Genomic DNA, 17,466 nt, shown 5'->3' on the forward strand with positions numbered 1-17,466 from the left:
CTCTCATCCGCTCCCGTCCGGCACCCCGAGCCTGTACGCGGCCTGCGTTCGCCACGCGGGTACGGGCTCACCAGCTTGAACAGCTTGTCCCGAGGCCCCGGCGCCCCGCCCTTCCCCAGGGCGAGAGCCGGGGCCTTCGGCATGTCCACGCGGCCCTGTGCGGACCGGACGGTCCTGACGGTCCTGGGCGGTCCCTGGCGCCCGGGTCCTTGGCGGTCCTGGGCGGCCCCGGACAGTCCTGGGTGGGCCCGGACAGTCCTGGGTGGGCCCGGACAGTCCTGGGTGGGCCCGGACGGTCCTGGGTCACGACCAGAAGTCGTTGCTCGCTTCGATGTCCTCGAGGCACTCGTCGAGATCGCTGATCTTGTCGCCGACGATCCGGAAGACGATGCCCCCGTTGTCCTCCAGGTGCTTGCCGTTGCGGTCCGCGCTCATGCGGTGCAAGGAGACGGCGTGCCCTCGGTCGTCGACCAGGACGGTGCGCAGTTCGACGCGCAACGACCCGCCCGTCTCCGAGAACAGCCTGCCGTACATGTCGATGACCGCGTCGAGCCCCTTGAAGTCCCCGGAGAGCATGTGGGAACCGGGCACGTGATGCGTACAGTCCCCCGTCATCATCCCGCGCAGGGCGTCCATGTCTCCGCGGGTGAAGGCCTCGTATCCCTTGCGGACGAGTGCCGCGTGCGGGTGTTCAGCCATGGCGATCGCCACCTTTCGCATGCGTCGGCGATGAGTGCGGCTGATGTGTCCGATTCTCCTCCCGGACGGGCGAACGGCCACTGGATCAATGGCGAGAACACGGAGGCGAAAGGACAGGGGCCGGGACAGAGACAGAGGGCGGGCCGGGCAGAGACCGGGGCCGGGGCAGGGGCAGGGGGCGTGGCAGCGGCGGCTCCGAGCGCCGAAGGGGTCGGGCGGCTTCGAACCGAAGGTGTGCCGACGGCCACGAGCGGCAGAGGGTCGCCGACCGCTGCGGGTCCGGTAGCCGTCTGTGTCCCGTTGGCCGCGGTGGCTCCGGTAGCGGGGGCCCGGTGCCGGTGTTACCCGCGTCCGCCGGAGCGGGCCGCCCGTGCGATGGCCACGACGGCCTTCTCCAGGGCGTACTCGGGGTCGTCGCCGCCGCCCTTCACTCCGGCGTCCGCCTCGGCGACCGCCCGCAGTGCGACGGACACCCCGTCCGGGGTCCAGCCCCGCATCTGCTGTCGCACCCGGTCGATCTTCCAGGGCGGCATGCCGAGCTCCCGGGCGAGGTCGGCCGGCCGGCCGCCGCGTGCGGAGGACAGCTTGCCGATGGCCCGCACGCCCTGGGCGAGCGCGCTCGTGATCAGCACGGGCGCGACTCCGGTGGCCAGCGACCAGCGCAGCGCCTCCAGCGCCTCGGCCGCACGTCCCTCCACCGCCCGGTCGGCGACGGTGAAGCTCGACGCCTCGGCCCGCCCGGTGTAGTACCGGCCGACCACGGCCTCGTCGATGGTCCCCTCGACGTCGGCGACCAGCTGGGACACCGCCGACGCCAGCTCCCGCAGATCGCTGCCGATGGCGTCGACGAGAGCCTGACAGGCCTCGGGCGTGGCCGACCGCCCGGTCGCGCGGAACTCCTGCCTGACGAAGGCCAGCCGGTCCGCCGGCTTGGTCATCTTCGGGCAGGCCACCTCCCGTGCGCCCGCCTTGCGCGCGGCGTCCAGCAGCCCCTTGCCCTTGACCCCGCCGGCGTGCAGCAGCACGAGCGTGATCTCCTCGGCAGGCGCCCCGAGATACGACTTGACGTCCTTGATCGTGTCGGCGGACAGGTCCTGCGCGTTGCGTACGACCACGACCTTGCGCTCCGCGAAGAGCGAGGGACTCGTCAGCTCGGCGAGCGTGCCGGGCTGCAGCTGGTCCGAACTCAGGTCTCGTACGTCCGTGTCGGCGTCCGAGGCCCTGGCGGCGGCCACCACCTCCTGCACGGCACGGTCGAGCAGGAGGTCCTCCTGGCCCACGGCAAGCGTCACCGGGGCGAGAGGATCGTCGTTCGCAGTCTTCCTGGCCATCCCCGAAAGCATCCCACGCCGCACTGACAACCCGCCCCCGCCCGCCCCCGCCGACCCCACGAGGGCAGGCCGACGACGTCAGACGGCAGCCATGACGACGTGGCGGGGCGGGGGAGCCGTCACGATGACGTGGCAGGGCGGGGAGCCGTCACGACGTGGCGGGGCGGGGAGCCGTCACGATGACGTGACGGGGCGGGGGAGCCGTCACGATGACGTGACGGGGCGCGGGGGAGCCGTGACGACGTGACGGGCGCGGGGGAGCCGTGACGACGTGACGGGCGCGGGGGAGCCGTCACGACGTGGCAGGGCGAGAGCCGTTACTGCTTTACGGCTCCTCGCGCCACCCTTCCCACTCCCCCGCGAAGCCGTCCAGCGCCGCCGCGTCGAGCCGCTCCTCGTCGTCCTGCAGCAGGACGAGCCACTGCGCGTCCTCCGCGTCGTCCTCGCCGGCCAGGGCGTCCCGGACGATCCGCGGCTCCTCGTTCACGCCGAACCGCTCCCCGAGCGCCTGGGCCGCCTCCTGCGCGGCCTCGCGATCGGGCAGTACCAGCACATGTCGCACATCACTCACGGAACCATTTTCCAGCATGCGCCGGAAGAGCCGTGCCCCAGCCCGACGAACCCCAGCTCGACGACCCCCGGTGCGCGCCTGCCCGGGCTGCCTCGGCTGCTCCGCCGGCCCCCGGCGCCGCAGGTCAACCCGTGGGCGCCTGCTGAACGATCTGCACGTCCAGCTCGATGCGGATGCTGGGCCCGACCACCGCGATGCCGCGCGCCAGCATCGTCTGCCAGCTGACGGTGAAGTCGTCCCGGTGCAGTTCGGTCCGCGCCCGGCAGGCCGCCCGCACCTCGCCGTTCATGCCGGTACCGAGCCCGAGGTACTCCGTGTCCAGGGTGACCGTCCGCGTCACGCCGTGCAGCGACAGCGCCCCGGTGACGGCCCACCGGCTGCCGCCCTTGTGCACGAACCGCTCGCTGTAGAACTCCAGCGTCGGAAATCTCCCGACGTCCAGGAACTCCGCGGACCGCAGATGGTCGTCCCGCATCCGGACGTTCGTGTCGATCGACGCCGCGTCGATCACCACGTGCATCGCCGACTGCTCGACCCGCTCGGCGATTCGCACCGCCCCCGCGAACGAGTTGAACCGCCCGTGGATCCGGGCGAGCCCGATGTGCCGCGCGGTGAAGCCGACCGAGGAATGCGTCGGCTCTATCTCCCAGTCCCCCGGCGTCGGCAACTCGGGCGGCCGCGCGACCTGAAGCGTCACATCACCGAGCGTGGCCAGCGCGTTCTCCCCGACCGTCGCGCTCGCCCGGTAGGGCGTGTACCCCTCGGCGGACACCGCGAGCCGGTACTCCCCCGCCGGAACCGTCGTCATGAACGCACCGAAGGGGTCCGTGCCACCGCTGACGACCGTGCGTCCCATGGCGTCGCTCACCGCGAACTACGCGTGCGGCACCGGCTCGCTCACCGGGTCCAGGACCCGACAGCTCAGCACTCCGGCGTTCGCCGGGGTGTGGACCGCCACGAGGGGACTCGCCCGCTGCACCCGGTTCGTACGGTTTCCCAGCCAACGGCCGAACATCCACGACACCTCTGCGCGACTTGACATCACTTGTTGCCGAAGAAAGATTCGATCACCGTTGCCGCTTTCGAGGCAAGACGAGCCCACATCGCGGGAAACCAGCACATGTGCCGGCACTACGCACGAGTAGCCCCCTGTGGCCGGAATCTACCCCTTCGACCCCCGGTCCCGTTCCATCGCCCGCAGCGTCGGCACCTGCCCCAGCTCGATGCCGAACCGCTCCCGATACGCCCGCAACACCTCCTTCTCAGCGCTCAGTTCGTTCTCCTGGCTCACTCCGTCGACGGCCGTCACCTTCAGCCGACTCCCGCTGAGCGTGATCCTCCCTCCGTCCTCCGTGACCCGCGAGCAGATCAGTGACCTCGTGAAATGCGACTCCGGCGAGGTGCTGTGCCACCAGGCTCCCGCCACGAAATCCGTCAACGCCCTTGGCCGCGGCTCCAGTCGGTACACGCGCTCACCGTCCCGCAGGACGTCCAGATCCCGCGCCTCCGACGCCGCACCGACTCCGCCTTCCACGCCGGCCGGATCCGGACCCGCCTCGACGATCCTGAAGACCCCGCCGGGATCGCGCTGTTCACCCCGCTGCCCCCACCGGAGCGGGTGGTGAATGTGCGCCCCGAACCCGACGTCGGCCAGCCACTCCCCCGCGTCCACCGTCCCCACCAGCAACGCGAGATGGTCGTACGGAATCCCGAGCCGCCCCTCCTCTCCGTACACCCGCGCCGCCAGCAGCGTGACCTCGAACCCGAGCGCCGCGAGCAGCGCCCCGAACGCCCCGTTCAGCTCGTAACAGAACCCTCCCCTCCGCTCCCGGACGACCTTCTCGACCAGCCGTCTCTCCGTCAGAACGATCTCCTCCCCAAGGTGGACCGACAGGTTCTCGAACGGCACGGCCCGAAGATGCCGCAGATGCAGCTCGCGCAGCAGATCGACGGTGGGCGCGAGGGCGGGGGTGGGAGCGGGAGTGTGGGCGGAGGTGTGTGCGGCCATGGGAGCGGGGACGGAGCCGACCGCGGGCACGGGGTCGGCGCCGTAACCCGAGCCCGGACCGGAACCGGAACCGGAACCGGCGTCGGCGTCGACACCCGAGCCGCGGTCGGAGTCCGAGCCGGAGTCCGCGCCCGAGCCCGAGCCCGAGCTTTGGACATCGAGACCGAGGCGGCGCAGATAGGCATCGACCATGCGAGCGTCGAGCCCCGAAGAGCCTTCGAGCTGCACGCCTTGCACGGTTTCGCGTCCGGAGACGGAGGGCTGCGAGACGGAGGGCTGCGAGACGGGCGAGCGGGCTGCGGCCGGTCGAGAGCCGGACTGCTGGGAGCCGGACTGCTGGGAGCCGGACTGCTGGGAGCCGGACGGTCGGGAGCCGGCCTGCTGGTTGGCCCCTTGTTCGGGCTGTGCGGGATCCATGCCCTCAGTCTCGCGCCACCCGCATCTCCCCGCCCTCCCCGGCGACCACCGCCAGCGCCCCGTCCCGGTCCGTCCGCAGCACCCTCGCGCCTCCCGCGCGCAGCGCCGCGACCGTGCTGGGCGCCGGGTGCCCGTACGGGTTGTCCGCACCGCACGAGATCAGCGCCAGCCGTGGCGCGACCGCTCGTATGAGGTCCGGATCCTGGTAGGCCGAACCATGGTGCGCCACCTTGAGCACGTCCACCCCACGCACCAGCGCTGCCGCCGGTGAGCGCGACAGGGCCTGCTGGGCCGGGGGTTCGAGGTCTCCGAGCAGCAGCATCCGCAGTCCCGCCGACCGAACGAGCAGTGTCACGCTCGCGTCGTTCGGGCCTTCCGGTTCCGGCGCCGGGCCCGGTGGCGGCCACAGCACCTCCCAGTCGAGGGCCCCGACCCGTCGCCGTTCCCCGGCTGCGGCACGGACCACGGGAACGTTCCGCGCCTGCGCCTCCTTCCGCACGAACTCCACCTGGTCCACGGGTTCCTCGAACCCCGTCACCTCGATGGCCCCCACCGCCCGCCCGCGCAGCACCCCCGGCAGTCCGGCAACGTGGTCGGCGTGGAAGTGCGTGAGCACGACGAGCGGCACCCGGGTGATGCCCAGCGTGCGCAGGCAGTGGTCGACCAGCTTCGGGTCCGGGCCGGCGTCCACCACCACGCCCGCGCCGTCGCCGGCCGCGAGCACGGTCGCGTCGCCCTGCCCCACGTCGCACATCGCCAGCCGCCAGCCGGGCGGCGGCCAGCCCGTGAGCACCCTGGTCAGCGGGGGCGGCTGCACCACCAGGAGCAGAAGCAGTGCCCCGCAGAGCCCGCACAGCCACGGGTGTCTCAGCAACCGTTGTCCGAGCATCACCAGCGCTGCCGTGGTGAGTGCGAGGAGCAGGGCCCCGCCCCAGCTCCCCGGCCAGTCCACCCCCGCACCGGGCATCGCCGCCCCGGTCCGTGCCACACTCGCGATCCATCCGGCCGGCCAACTCGCGAACCAGGCCAGCAGCTTGGCCGCCGGCATCGATACGGGGGCCGTCGCCAGGACCGCGAAACCCAGCACGGTCGCCGGTGCGACCGCGAACTCCACGAGGAGGTTGCAGGGCACCGCCACCAGACTCACCCGCGCGGACAGCACCGCCACGACCGGCGCACACAGGGCCTGGGCGGCTCCTGCTGCCGCCAGCGCCTCCGCCAGCCGCGGGGGCACCCGGCGCCGTCGCAGCGCGGCGCTCCACCGGGGCGCCAGCGTCAACAGGGCCCCGGTGGCCAGGACGGACAGCAGGAATCCGTAACTACGGGCGAGCCACGGGTCGTAGAGCACCAGGAGCAACACCGCCGTCGCCAGCGCCGGGATGAGGGATCTGCGGCGGCCGGTCGCCAGGGCGAGCAGCACGATCGCTCCGCAGGCCGCGGCGCGCAGCACGCTGGGGTCGGGCCGGCACACGACGACGAATGCCAGCGTGAGCGCTCCCCCGAGCAGCGCGGTCGTCCGCAGGGGGACACCGAGCCGAGGCGCCAGTCCGCGGCGCTCGACCTGCTGGGCGAGGCCGGGCGGGCCGAGGAGCAGCGCGAGGATGATCGTGAGATTGCTCCCGGAAACGGCGAGGGTGTGGGCCAGGTCCGTCTCCTTGAATGCCTCGTCCAGTTCGGGCGTGATCCGCGAGGTGTCCCCGACGACCAGGCCCGGCAGCAACGCCCTCGCGTCCGCGGGCAGTCCGTCGGTGGCCGACCGCAGTCCCGCCCGCAGCCGCCCCGCCAACCGCTGGGCGGCCGACGGTTCCCGCACGACCAGCGGCGCGGTACGGTTCCGCACCCGCAGCACGGCAGCGATCCCGTCCCGTCCGGCCAGCGGGAGGGCCAGCCGTCCCGTCACGCGTACCCGCGTCGACGGCAGCAACCCGAGCCACGACGCCCCGGGACCGCCCCTCTCCCTCGACCGGCCCGCGAAGCCCCCGCGCGAACCAGTCCCACCCCAACCCGATCCGACGTCCACGATCACCAGCACCGGCGTTCGCGTCGACACCGTCGTCCGGGCCGGCCCTTCGACGCCGCGCACCTCCCCGTCGATCAGAACGGCGTCCGGGTTCACGTGGTCGCCTCTGACCCTGGGCCGGCTGAGCCGGGGGTCGGAGGTGATCTCCACCTCGGCGGTGACCGTCGCGTACTCCCGTGCCAGCGCCGGCACCGGCCCCCGGCGCAGATCGGCACCGTGCAGCCCGGCCGACGCGGCAGCCGCGGCCACGCAGAGCAGCGAGGCGGCGACGGTGACACGAGGCCAGGGCCAGGCCTTTCGGCCACCGACGGCCGGATCCGCCCGTCCGGCGCCGTCGACGGGACGGTCGGCCCGCCGGCCATGCCCCGCTCCGCGCCGCCTCATGAGCAGGACACCTGCAGTCACCAGGCAGACGACCACTACGCCGCCCACCAGCCCCGGCGACGCGTCCAACGTCAACGCGGCGGTCGCCCAGGCCGCGAGCGCGGGTGGCACGAGCCGTAGGTCGACCGGCCCTTCCTGACGCGGGTGGGCGTCACCCAGCCGCTTACCGGAAGCCGCGTGCACGGATCGACGGACGTGGGAACCCAGCACGGCCCGCACGCCGTGCCCACCTCCTTCGCGCCTCATGGCCGCACGAGGTTCCGCAGGTCGGCGAAACGCCGCTCGCCGATGCCGTTGACCTCGCGCAGTTCGTCCACCGACCGGAAACCACCGTGCTGTGCCCGGTAGTCGACGATGTGCTGCGCCAAGACCGGCCCCACACCGGGCAGGGTGTCGAGTTGATCCACGGTGGCCGTGTTCAGTGAGACCGGAGCTGCCGGCCCGGCTCCCGGACCGACGCCGACGGCACCCGCCGATCCCGTCACCGCCGCCGCCCCCGACCCCGCGGCTCCGACCGGTGCGGGTCCGCCGACGACGACCTGCTCCCCGTCGACGAGGAAACGCGCCCGGTTGAGACCGTCGGTGTTGGTGCCCGGCCGTACGCCGCCCGCCGCGCCCAAGGCGTCCACCACGCGTGAACCGGCCGGGAGACGGTGGATCCCGGGCTTGCGCACTTTGCCGCTGACGTCCACCACGATCTCGGCCCCTGCCGTACCCCCGAGGCCTGGCGGACCGGCGGGACCGGCACCGCGGGAACCGGCGGAACCGGGTGACTGCGTCGGCGAGTTCCGCCCGCCCGTCTCATAGGGAGCCGCGGCTCGCACGACCTCCGGCGCCCTCACCGGCTGAGCCCGGCCGACCCAGAAGTGCTGCACGGCGAAGGCAGCGACGGCGACCACCAGCACCGTGAGGGCGAGCACGCTCCTGCGTTCCAGCCCGCAGCGCGCCTGCACCCACACCGGCATCCGCTCCCGCAGAGCAAGCCCGGCGCGCTCCCGCCAGGCCCCGGCGTCACGAGGGTGAGTCACCCCCGCACCGCTCTGGTCGAGGCCGCCGTCCCGCTCACCCACACCGTCGGCCGCACCCATCCCAGACGCACCTGAAAAGCCGGAACCGACCTCGCCACCGACCCCGGCCCAGGCCCCGACACCAGCACCGGCGTCGGCACCGGCCCCAGCCCCAGCCCCAACCCCAGCCCCAACCTCGCCTACAGCCTCCGCCTCAGGCCCTTCATCCGAGCCCACCAGCAGCCCGAGCCCCGACCCGGAACCCGCGCCCGCATCCGCACCCGGACCGACACCCGCGCCCGCACCCCCACTGTCCCCACCGCTCCGACCACCCCCACCGCCTCCACCCGGCGGCGGTCCCAACCCCATATCCCCCTGCATTCGGGCCCGTTCGGCGAACAACACCTCCGCCCGGCGGCGGGTCTCCTCCGCGGAGGCGTGACCGTGCCGGGGCCCGCCCCGGCCGCGGCCGGCTGGACGGAGTCGGTGGGAGCGGCCGTCGGAGCCCGGGGCCCGGCCGGGGCCGCTGGTCGCGTGCGTGCTGCGTGAGCGTGATCGAAGTGCCATGCGACGAGGATCGGGCACTTCACCGAACCGCGATGATCTTGCTCAATTTCCGTGGAGAACAGCCTGGTTGTGGATAACTCCACCACCCGCGCGAGTGAGGGAAGCCCTCACCTCGGCGAGACCACGACCCCCAGCAGTCCCGGTCCGGTATGCGCGCCGATCACGGCTCCGACCTCGCTCACGTGCAGGTCTGCGAGTCCGGGCACGCGCAGGCGCAGTCGGTCCGCGAGCGCGGACGCCCGGTCGGGGGCGGCGAGATGATGCACCGCGATGTCGACCGGCCCGCTGCCCGCCCGCTCGGCCCCGAGTTCCTCCAGGCGGGCGATCGCCTTGGACGCCGTCCGCACCTTCTCCAGGAGGTCGATGCGCCCGCCGTCCAACTGGAGCAGCGGCTTCACGGCGAGCGCGGAGCCCAACAGGGCCTGCGCGGTGCCGATACGGCCGCCGCGGCGCAGATAGTCGAGGGTGTCGACATAGAAGTAGGCGGACGTGCCGGCGGCCCGCTTCTCCGCCGCGGTGACCGCCTCGTCGACCGTGCCGCCCGACTCGGCGACCTCGGCCGCCGCCAGCGCGCAGAAGCCGAGGGCCATCGCGACCATGCCGGTGTCCACCACCCGCACCGGCACGGGCGCCTCACGCGCCGCGACGACGGCCGCGTCGTACGTGCCGGACAACTCGGCGGAGAGATGGAGGGAGACGATGCCGGTGGCGCCGGACTCGGCGACCTTGCGGTAGGTCTCCGCGAAGACCTCGGGGCTGGGGCGCGAGGTGGTGACGGGACGTCGCTTCTGCAGTGCCTGGGCGAGGGAGCGGGTCGAGATCTCGCTGCCCTCTTCAAGGGCCTGATCGCCGAGGACGACGGTCAGCGGCACCGCGGTGATGCCGTGGCGCTCCATCGTCCGCTGCGGCAGGTAGGCCGTTGAATCCGTGACGATAGCGACATGGCGGGACATGACCTGGAGGTTACCTGGCGTAGCCCCGGCACGGCAGCCCGGCCCCTCGCGGCTGGGCAGCCCTTGACCGAATCAAGTGCCACGCCTGACGACGACGAAACCCGGGGCTTCGTCAGGTGGTGCTCTCGGGGCGCGGCTTCTTCTGCCACGGGTATGCGGGACGCGGTGCCGCAGGAGTGATGGCGGGCCGGGTCGGTTCGTCGACGGTGCGCGCACCGGGCGTCTCCGGCCAGGTCTGGCCTGCCGCCGGACCGTCGGCGGCAGGCGCCTCCGGCCACGAGGGCGGCTCCGCCTGGGATTCCGGCGTGGTCCAGTGCCGCAGGGCGCCGGCCTCGACGTCTATCTGGGCGCTCAGGGAGTCGAGGTCGTCGTCAGCGAAGCGGTGGGCGCGGTCGCGCGCCGCCCAGCGCAGTGAGTCCGCCGATCCGGCGATGCGCTCGGTGCGCTCCCGCAGCGAGGGCAGCCGCTCGGCGAGCGTCGCCCGGTCCGGCTCCGACTCCAGGCGCTTGAGCTCGTGGTCCAGTTCGTGGCCGTGCGCGCTGAGCCTCTGGAACAGGGCGAGGGACTCCTTGAGCGACTCGTCCTCGGCGGCGCTCGCGTTGAGCGCGTCCTGGGTGGCGCGCATCGACGTGCGCAGTTTCAGCCGCAGCTGGGCGATCTCGCCGGCCGGACCGAGTTGGGCGAAGGACTTGGCCCGCAGGGTGTGGTCCTCGACCGTGCGACGGGCCTGGGTGATGGTGCGGTCGACGCCCCGCTTGGCGGCGCCGATCACCTTCACCGTGGCGTAGGCGCCCAGCACCAGGAAGAGCACGAAGAGCACGGCGACAATTGTGATCACTGCTTCCACCAGCTCCTCCTCCGGCCCGCCACGACACATCCGGCACCGCACAAGGGCGCCGCACTTCAAACGGTAAACGAGACGGGCAGGCCCGGAGTTCCAGTAGAACCCCGAACCTGCCCGCACGACACCCCTAGGGGACGGCCGCAAACTCGGCAGGCCTCCGCTTCAGGCCTCCCGGCCCCCGGAGCCTCAAGGGCCCCACAGGCCCCAGCGACCCCGAAGGCCCCACTGATCCCAACGGCCACGGCCCCAGCCGTCCCGATGGCCCCAGAGGCCCCAGGAGCTTCAGGCGCCCAGGGAGCCGCAGGAATCTCAGGAACCTCAGGAACCTCAGGCCGGAACGATGTTCACCAGCTTCGGCGCCCGCACGATCACCTTGCGGATGCCGGCCCCGCCCAGCGCCTTCACCACCGCCTCGTCGGCCAGCGCCGCCTTCTCCAGCTCCTCGTCGGAGATGGCCGGGGACACCTCCAGCCGCGCCTTGACCTTGCCCTTGATCTGCACGACGCAGGTGACGCTCTCGTCCACGACGTACGCCGGGTCGGCCACCGGCAGGTCCTGGTGGACCACCGAGCCGGTGTGGCCCAGTCGGCGCCACAGCTCCTCGGCGATGTGCGGGGCCAGCGGGGCGACCAGGAGCACCAGGGTCTCGGCGACCTCGCGCGGCACCGCGCCGCCCGCCTTGGTCAGGTGGTTGTTCAGTTCGGTGATCTTGGCGATGGCGGTGTTGAAGCGCAGGCCCTCCAGGTCCTGGCGCACGCCGTCGATCGCCTTGTGCAGGGCCCGCAGGGTGTCCTCGTCGGGCTCGGCGTCGACCACGGTGACCTCGCCGGTGGTCTCGTCGACGACGTTGCGCCACAGCCGCTGCAGCAGGCGGTACTGGCCGACCACCGCGCGCGTGTCCCACGGGCGCGAGACGTCCAGCGGGCCCATCGCCATCTCGTACAGACGCAGCGTGTCGGCGCCGTACTCGGCGCAGATCTCGTCCGGAGTGACCGCGTTCTTCAGGGACTTGCCCATCTTGCCCAGCAGCCGGGAGACCTTCTCGCCCTCGTGGTAGTAAGCGCCGTCGCGCTCCTCCACCTCGGCGGCCGGCACCGCGATGCCACGGGCGTCGCGGTAGACGTAGGCCTGGATCATGCCCTGGTTGAACAGCTTGTGGAACGGCTCCGCGGAGGAGACGTGACCCAGGTCGAACAGGACCTTGGACCAGAAACGGGCGTACAGCAGGTGCAGTACGGCGTGCTCGGCGCCGCCGACGTACAGGTCGACGCCGCCGTGCGGCTGGCCCTCGCGCGGACCCATCCAGTACTGCTCGATCTCGGGGTCGACCAGCTTCTCGCTGTTGTGCGGGTCCAGGTAGCGCAGCTCGTACCAGCAGGAACCGGCCCAGTTGGGCATGGTGTTGGTCTCGCGGCGGTACTTCTTGGGGCCGTCGCCCAGGTCCAGGGTGACGTTCACCCAGTCCTCGTTGCGGGACAGCGGCGTCTCCGGGGACGTGTTCGCGTCGTCCGGGTCGAAGGTGCGCGGCGAGTAGTCCTCGACCTCGGGCAGTTCCAGGGGCAGCATCGACTCGGGCAGCGGGTGGGCGACGCCGTCCTCGTCGTAGACGATCGGGAAGGGCTCGCCCCAGTAGCGCTGGCGGCTGAACAGCCAGTCGCGCAGGCGGAAGTTGACGGTGCCCTCGCCGATGCCGCTGCGCTCCAGCCACTCGGTGATGCGCGCCTTGGCGTCGACGACGCCCAGGCCGTCCAGGCTGATGTCGTCGTTGGACGAGTTGATGATCTTCGCGTCGTAGGACGCGAAGGCGTTCTCCCAGGTGGACGTGTCGGTGCCGCGGTCGTCGGTCGGCTCGACGATGCAGCGGATCGGCAGCTCGAAGGCGCGCGCGAACTCGAAGTCACGCTGGTCGCCCGCCGGGACGGCCATGATCGCGCCGGTGCCGTAGCCCATCAGGACGTAGTCGGCGATGAAGACGGGGACCTGCTCGCCGTTGACCGGGTTGGTCGCGTAGACGCCGGTGAAGACGCCGGTCTTGTCCTTGGCCTCGGCCTGGCGCTCGACGTCGGACTTCGACGCGGCCTGCGCGCGGTAGGCGGCGACGGCCTCGGCCGGAGACGCGTGACCGCCGGTCCACACGTCGTGGGTGCCCTCGGGCCAGGCGGCCGGGGTGAACTTGTCGACCAGCGGATGCTCGGGGGCCAGCACCATGTAGGTCGCGCCGAACAGGGTGTCGGGGCGGGTGGTGAAGACCGTGATCCGCTCGCCGTCCACGGGGAAGTCGACGCGGGCGCCCTCGGAGCGGCCGATCCAGTTGCGCTGCTGCAGCTTGATGGCCTCGGGCCAGTCCAGGGCGTCCAGGTCGTCCAGCAGGCGGTCCGCGTACGCCGTGATGCGCATGTTCCACTGGCGCAGCTTGGCCTTGAAGACGGGGTAGTTGCCACGCTCGGAGCGCCCGTCGGCGGTGACCTCCTCGTTGGCCAGCACGGTGCCCAGGCCCGGGCACCAGTTGACCGGCGCGTCGGAGGCGTAGGCCAGACGGAACTCGCTCAGGACGTCGGCGCGTTCGGTGGCGGACAGTTCACGCCACGCGCGCGTGTGCCCGGGTACGGCGCGCTCGCCGGACTCGAACAGGGCGACCAGCTCGGCGATCGGACGGGCCTTGTCCGCCTCGTCGTCGTACCAGGAGTTGAAGATCTGCAGGAAGATCCACTGGGTCCACTTGTAGTAGTCCGGGTCGATCGTGGCGAACGACCGGCGCTTGTCGTGGCCCAGGCCCAGCCGGCGCAGCTGGATCTTCATGTTCTCGATGTTGGCCTCGGTGGACACGCGCGGGTGCGTGCCGGTCTGCACGGCGTACTGCTCGGCGGGCAGGCCGAAGGCGTCGAAGCCCAGGGTGTGCAGGACGTTGTGCCCGGTCATGCGCTGGAAGCGCGCGAAGACGTCGGTCGCGATGTATCCCAGGGGGTGGCCGACGTGCAGGCCCGCACCGGAGGGGTACGGGAACATGTCCATGATGAACTTCTTGGGCCGGGCGACCAGCTCGGCGTCGCCGGCCAGGTCACCCTTCGGGTTGGGCGCGGCGTACGTGCCCTCGGCGTCCCAGAAGTCCTGCCAGCGTGCCTCGATCTCGGCGGCCATGGCAGCCGTGTAGCGGTGCGGCGCGGCCTCTGCCGGGACTGCGGCGGCAGCGGGGTTCGTCTCGCTCATGGTCCTCAAAGCTCCATCGATCGTCTCTGCCAGCGGCGTGTCGTCCAGGAAACGAAAAATCCCCTCGCACAGGAGGGGACGCCGCGCCGACTCCGACCGTCCGTTCACCGGCGGTCGGGACTGATCAGCGCGGCTCGCTAAGCAGAAGGCGTACAGCACGCATGGCGTTAGGGTACCGCAGGCCTTGAGCACGAGGCGACGCGCTTACGTATGCATGGTCGCGACAACGTTGCTGCACCGAGAACGGGGGGTCCGAGCTGAACCAAGGTCGATGGTTACTTCGCGTAACAACCACTAAAGGACATCACACCAGCCACATTGTCGTTTCATAACAACGCAATAACTCAAACCTCGTACCCATCGGTATGGAGCCACTTAGAGTTCGGCAGCGGGACCGCTTTCCCGAAACTGCTCGGAGTTGCCCCCATGAACCCTCGTCCTAGTTACAGCTCGCTCCCCAAGCCCGGCCGGTCGGTCTACGGGTTGGCGACGGCTGTCGTCCTGGTCCTCATACCCGTGGTCGTGCTGGTCGGCGGCGACCAGTTGCAGGCATTCCTCAACTTCGGTGCGGGTGTCCTGTCGCTGGTATGCCTCACCTGCTCGGTCATCTGGGGCCTCGTCGCCCAGGACCGGCTCATCCTCAACACACGTCAGCGGATCATCGCGCAGGGCATCCACCGCGTGACCGCCGTGGGCTCCATCGCATTCCTCGTGGTGCACATCACCGTCAAGCTGGCGCTGGAACACACCGTCCTGATCGCCGCGCTGATCCCGTTCAGCCTGGGCATCCAGGGCAGCGCCGGGCTCATCGGCCTCGGTTCCCTGGCCGCCCTGCTCATGATCTTCGTGGGCATCACCGGTGCGCTGCGCAACCAGTTCGCCGCGCCGGCCGAGGTCGCCGCCCGCTGGCGCGCGATGCACATGCTGGCCTACCCCGCGCTGTGCGCGGCCCTCATCCACGGCCTGTTCGCGGGGCGCGCGGCGAAGCCGTTCTTCATGGTCTCCTACGAGCTCTGCCTGGTGGGCGTCATGGCCGCCCTCGCGCTGCGCGCCGCCCCGCGCCCGTTCAAGCGCAAGGTCGCCGACAAGATCGCCGCGATCCTGGGCACGCCGGACCGATCCGCCATGGACGGCCTCGAGGCGTCACGCGCGCGCGTGTCGGAAACCGGCTCGTCCGCGCTGCCCGGCTATGAGGGCCGCTCCGGCCGCTCGCCGCTGACCGACACGATGAGCTCCACCCGGATGAGCCCCCCGGCTTCGCCGATGTACGGCGCCACGGCCGCTCCGGAGTCGCCGATGTACGGCACCCAGGCCACCCCGGAGCCCGCCAACGGCTTCGCGGCCGCCTACCGCGCCGTCAACACGCCGCCGGGCGGTCAGCAGGCGCCCTACGTGGCCGACCAGACGGCACGCATGAGCATGCCGTTCGATCTTCAGCAGGCCACGGAGGCGATTCCGCGGGCCGACAACGGCGGCAGCACCTCGGGCAGTTGGCCGATCCCGTCCCCGCCGCCGGTCGGCGAGGCGCCCCAGTCGGTCTACGACCCGCTCCAGGACACGGGATTCAGCATCCCGGTCTATGGCAATCCGGGCACTCCCGGATACGGCGGACGTGACGTGTACGACACCGGTGAGACGAATCAGGCCTACGGCACGTACAACCAGAACGACACGTACAACAGCGGTCCCGCCAATGAACCAGCGCCCGGCGCGTCGTTCGACGCACCGGGTTCGGGCGAACCTTGGAACACGCCTTCCGGAGGCTATAGGTGAACGAGGCCCTGCCCGACGTCCCAGAAGTCCGCGTGGTCGGTCTTCCGCAGCTCACGTCGGGCTTCGACCTTGTCGAGAGACTCGACCTGCCCATGCACCTGAAGGTGCATGGGCCGCTCGAACCCCTGGGCGGAGAGGCTCTCGCGAAGCTCTCCGAGAACATCAACCTGAAGGGCCGCGGCGGCGCGGGCTTCCCCTTCCACAAGAAGCTGCGCTCGGTCGCCGAGGCCGCGATCAAGCGCGGCGTCCGGCCGGTCGTCGTCGTCAACGGCAGCGAGGACGAGCCGGCCTGCCGCAAGGACACGGTGCTCATCAACCGTGCCCCGCATCTCATCCTGGACGGCGCGCTGCTGGTCGCGGAGGCGCTGGGTGCCCGCACGCTCGTGGTGGGGGTCACCCGCGAATCCACCCAGCGCTCCATGGAGGCCGCGCTCGCCGAGCGCGGCCTCAGCAACGGCCGCAGGTCGGCGCTGAAGGCCTTCGTCCAGCGCAACCCGATCCGCATGGTCACCGGCGCCGCCGCGTCGCTGATCCGCTCGATCGACGGCGGCCCGCCGATCCCGCCCGGCCGCAAGGTCAGCGCCTCGCAGAACGGCGTCGGCGGCGCGCCGACCCTGCTGTCCAACGCGGAGACGTTCGCGCAGCTGGCCATCGCCGCCCGCATCGGCCCCGAGCGCTACGGCAACACCGGCCTGTACGACGAGCCGGGCACCGTCATGCTGACGGTCTCCGGCGCGGTCGCACGCCCGATGGTCATCGAGGTCCCCACGGGCGTCCCGCTGCGGTACGTCCTCCAGCTGGCCGGCGCCCCGCCGGTGCCGCAGGGCGTGCTGACCGGCGGCTACCACGGCAAGTGGATCGACGCGGCGACGGTCAACGAGGCGATCGTCTCCCGCAACTCCCTGGACGCGGTGGGCGGGGCGCTCGGCGCCGGCGCGATCCTGCCGATCAGCCAGGAGACCTGCCCGCTGGGCGAGTCGCTGCGCGTGGCCCAGTGGCTGGCCGACGAGAGCGCGGGCCAGTGCGGTCCCTGCTACCTCGGGCTGCCGGCGGCCGCGCGCGGCATGGAGGACATCCTCAACGGCGGCGGCCCGGCCGCCCTGGAGGCGCTGAAACAGGTCGCCAAGAACGTCAAGCGGCGCGGCGCGTGCTCGCACCCGGACGGCTCCGCGATGTTCCTGGAGTCGACCATCAAGGCGTTCACCGACGACCTGGCCGCGCATGTCCTCGGCAATGGCTGCGGACGGCCCGTGGAGGGCGTTCTGCCGCTCTTCGAGGCCGGCATGGCCCCCGCGGGCATCACGAGCGGCAGCGCCCCGGAGGAGAGCAGCTCCAGCCGCCAGAAGATCTTCGTCGACTGGACGCTCTGCCGCGGCCACGGCCTGTGCGCCGACATCCTCCCGGAGGTCTTCCAGCTGGGCGCCGACGGCTTCCCCACGGTGGCCCAGGCGAAGGTGCCGCAGTACGCCGAGGCCAAAGCTCTACGCGCGGTGCGTCGCTGCCCGGCACTGGCCCTGCGCATCGAGGAGGACACGCGCGCGCAGGCGCCCGCCCGCAACCTGCCGGTCCTCTCCCAGGGCCGCGGCCGCCGCGCCCTCGGGCGCTAGGCGCAGGTCACCGGACGGCAGACGGCAGACGGCAGACGGCAGACGGCAGACGGCAGACGGCAGACGGCAGACGGCAGA

Annotated in this window: 12 protein-coding genes; 2 read left to right on the forward strand and 10 right to left on the reverse strand. The window is 71.8% G+C overall.

Translation table 11 applies throughout. The features are described 5' to 3' along the window. Window positions 1-303: 303 nt before the first annotated feature. The 10 genes from ACZ7DE_RS06990 to leuS all read right to left on the reverse strand — a co-directional run bounded on the left by ACZ7DE_RS06990 (window position 304) and on the right by leuS (window position 14,008). Window positions 304-699, reverse strand: a complete 396-nt coding sequence (locus ACZ7DE_RS06990; protein ID WP_470758685.1) for a nuclear transport factor 2 family protein — start codon at window positions 697-699, stop codon at window positions 304-306. A 341-nt stretch (window positions 700-1,040) separates the two neighbouring features. Next, the gene (holA, locus tag ACZ7DE_RS06995) at window positions 1,041-2,030 is read right to left on the reverse strand and encodes a DNA polymerase III subunit delta (protein ID WP_470758686.1); all 990 of its coding nucleotides are present in this window, start codon (window positions 2,028-2,030) and stop codon (window positions 1,041-1,043) included. A gap of 325 nt (window positions 2,031-2,355) precedes the next feature. Then, window positions 2,356-2,601: a hypothetical protein gene (locus ACZ7DE_RS07000; protein ID WP_470758687.1), complete on the reverse strand. Its 246-nt coding sequence runs from the start codon at window positions 2,599-2,601 to the stop codon at window positions 2,356-2,358. A 124-nt stretch (window positions 2,602-2,725) separates the two neighbouring features. Further along, window positions 2,726-3,457: a YceI family protein gene (locus ACZ7DE_RS07005; RefSeq protein WP_470758688.1), complete on the reverse strand. Its 732-nt coding sequence runs from the start codon at window positions 3,455-3,457 to the stop codon at window positions 2,726-2,728. Between the two features lie 306 nt (window positions 3,458-3,763). After that, on the reverse strand, window positions 3,764-4,609 hold the full coding sequence (locus ACZ7DE_RS07010; protein WP_470758990.1) for an arylamine N-acetyltransferase family protein: 846 nt from the start codon (window positions 4,607-4,609) through the stop codon (window positions 3,764-3,766). Between the two features lie 421 nt (window positions 4,610-5,030). Continuing rightward, a complete protein-coding gene (locus ACZ7DE_RS07015) occupies window positions 5,031-7,676 on the reverse strand; it encodes a ComEC/Rec2 family competence protein (protein WP_470758689.1) in 2,646 nt (881 codons plus the stop codon). Then, the gene (locus ACZ7DE_RS07020) at window positions 7,673-8,806 is read right to left on the reverse strand and encodes a ComEA family DNA-binding protein (protein WP_470758991.1); all 1,134 of its coding nucleotides are present in this window, start codon (window positions 8,804-8,806) and stop codon (window positions 7,673-7,675) included. The genes ACZ7DE_RS07015 and ACZ7DE_RS07020 overlap by 4 nt, the downstream gene beginning before the upstream one ends. A 305-nt stretch (window positions 8,807-9,111) precedes the next feature. After that, entirely contained in the window at window positions 9,112-9,957 is an 846-nt protein-coding gene (locus tag ACZ7DE_RS07025; protein WP_470758690.1) for a DegV family protein, read from the reverse strand. Between the two features lie 112 nt (window positions 9,958-10,069). Next, window positions 10,070-10,804 carry a hypothetical protein gene (locus ACZ7DE_RS07030; RefSeq protein WP_470758691.1) on the reverse strand — a complete coding sequence of 245 codons (735 nt, stop codon included), beginning with the start codon at window positions 10,802-10,804 and terminating at the stop codon, window positions 10,070-10,072. A 324-nt stretch (window positions 10,805-11,128) separates the two neighbouring features. Further along, a complete protein-coding gene (gene leuS / locus ACZ7DE_RS07035; protein WP_470758692.1) occupies window positions 11,129-14,008 on the reverse strand; it encodes a leucine--tRNA ligase in 2,880 nt (959 codons plus the stop codon). A 426-nt stretch (window positions 14,009-14,434) separates the two neighbouring features. Here leuS and ACZ7DE_RS07040 point away from each other — a divergent pair, with 426 nt between their 5' ends. Further along, window positions 14,435-15,781: a ferric reductase-like transmembrane domain-containing protein gene (locus tag ACZ7DE_RS07040; protein ID WP_470758693.1), complete on the forward strand. Its 1,347-nt coding sequence runs from the start codon at window positions 14,435-14,437 to the stop codon at window positions 15,779-15,781. After that, window positions 15,778-17,388 (forward strand): NADH-ubiquinone oxidoreductase-F iron-sulfur binding region domain-containing protein, encoded by a 1,611-nt coding sequence (locus tag ACZ7DE_RS07045; RefSeq protein WP_470758694.1) that lies wholly within the window; start codon window positions 15,778-15,780, stop codon window positions 17,386-17,388. Before ACZ7DE_RS07040 ends, ACZ7DE_RS07045 begins: the two co-directional genes overlap by 4 nt. Window positions 17,389-17,466 lie beyond the last annotated feature (78 nt).

This window comes from Streptomyces sp. NPDC037083, assembly GCF_055606485.1.

Excerpts from the sequence above, each read along its gene's own strand:
- ACZ7DE_RS06990 (WP_470758685.1), bottom strand. The coding sequence starts at position 699 with ATGGCTGAACACCCGCACGCGGCACTCGTCCGCAAGGGATACGAGGCC.
- holA (WP_470758686.1), bottom strand. The coding sequence starts at position 2,030 with ATGGCCAGGAAGACTGCGAACGACGATCCTCTCGCCCCGGTGACGCTT.
- ACZ7DE_RS07005 (WP_470758688.1), bottom strand. The coding sequence starts at position 3,457 with ATGGGACGCACGGTCGTCAGCGGTGGCACGGACCCCTTCGGTGCGTTC.
- ACZ7DE_RS07010 (WP_470758990.1), bottom strand. The coding sequence starts at position 4,609 with ATGGCCGCACACACCTCCGCCCACACTCCCGCTCCCACCCCCGCCCTC.
- ACZ7DE_RS07015 (WP_470758689.1), bottom strand. The coding sequence starts at position 7,676 with ATGAGGCGCGAAGGAGGTGGGCACGGCGTGCGGGCCGTGCTGGGTTCC.
- ACZ7DE_RS07020 (WP_470758991.1), bottom strand. The coding sequence starts at position 8,806 with ATGGGGTTGGGACCGCCGCCGGGTGGAGGCGGTGGGGGTGGTCGGAGC.
- ACZ7DE_RS07025 (WP_470758690.1), bottom strand. The coding sequence starts at position 9,957 with ATGTCCCGCCATGTCGCTATCGTCACGGATTCAACGGCCTACCTGCCG.
- leuS (WP_470758692.1), bottom strand. The coding sequence starts at position 14,008 with ATGAGCGAGACGAACCCCGCTGCCGCCGCAGTCCCGGCAGAGGCCGCG.
- ACZ7DE_RS07040 (WP_470758693.1), top strand. The coding sequence starts at position 14,435 with ATGAACCCTCGTCCTAGTTACAGCTCGCTCCCCAAGCCCGGCCGGTCG.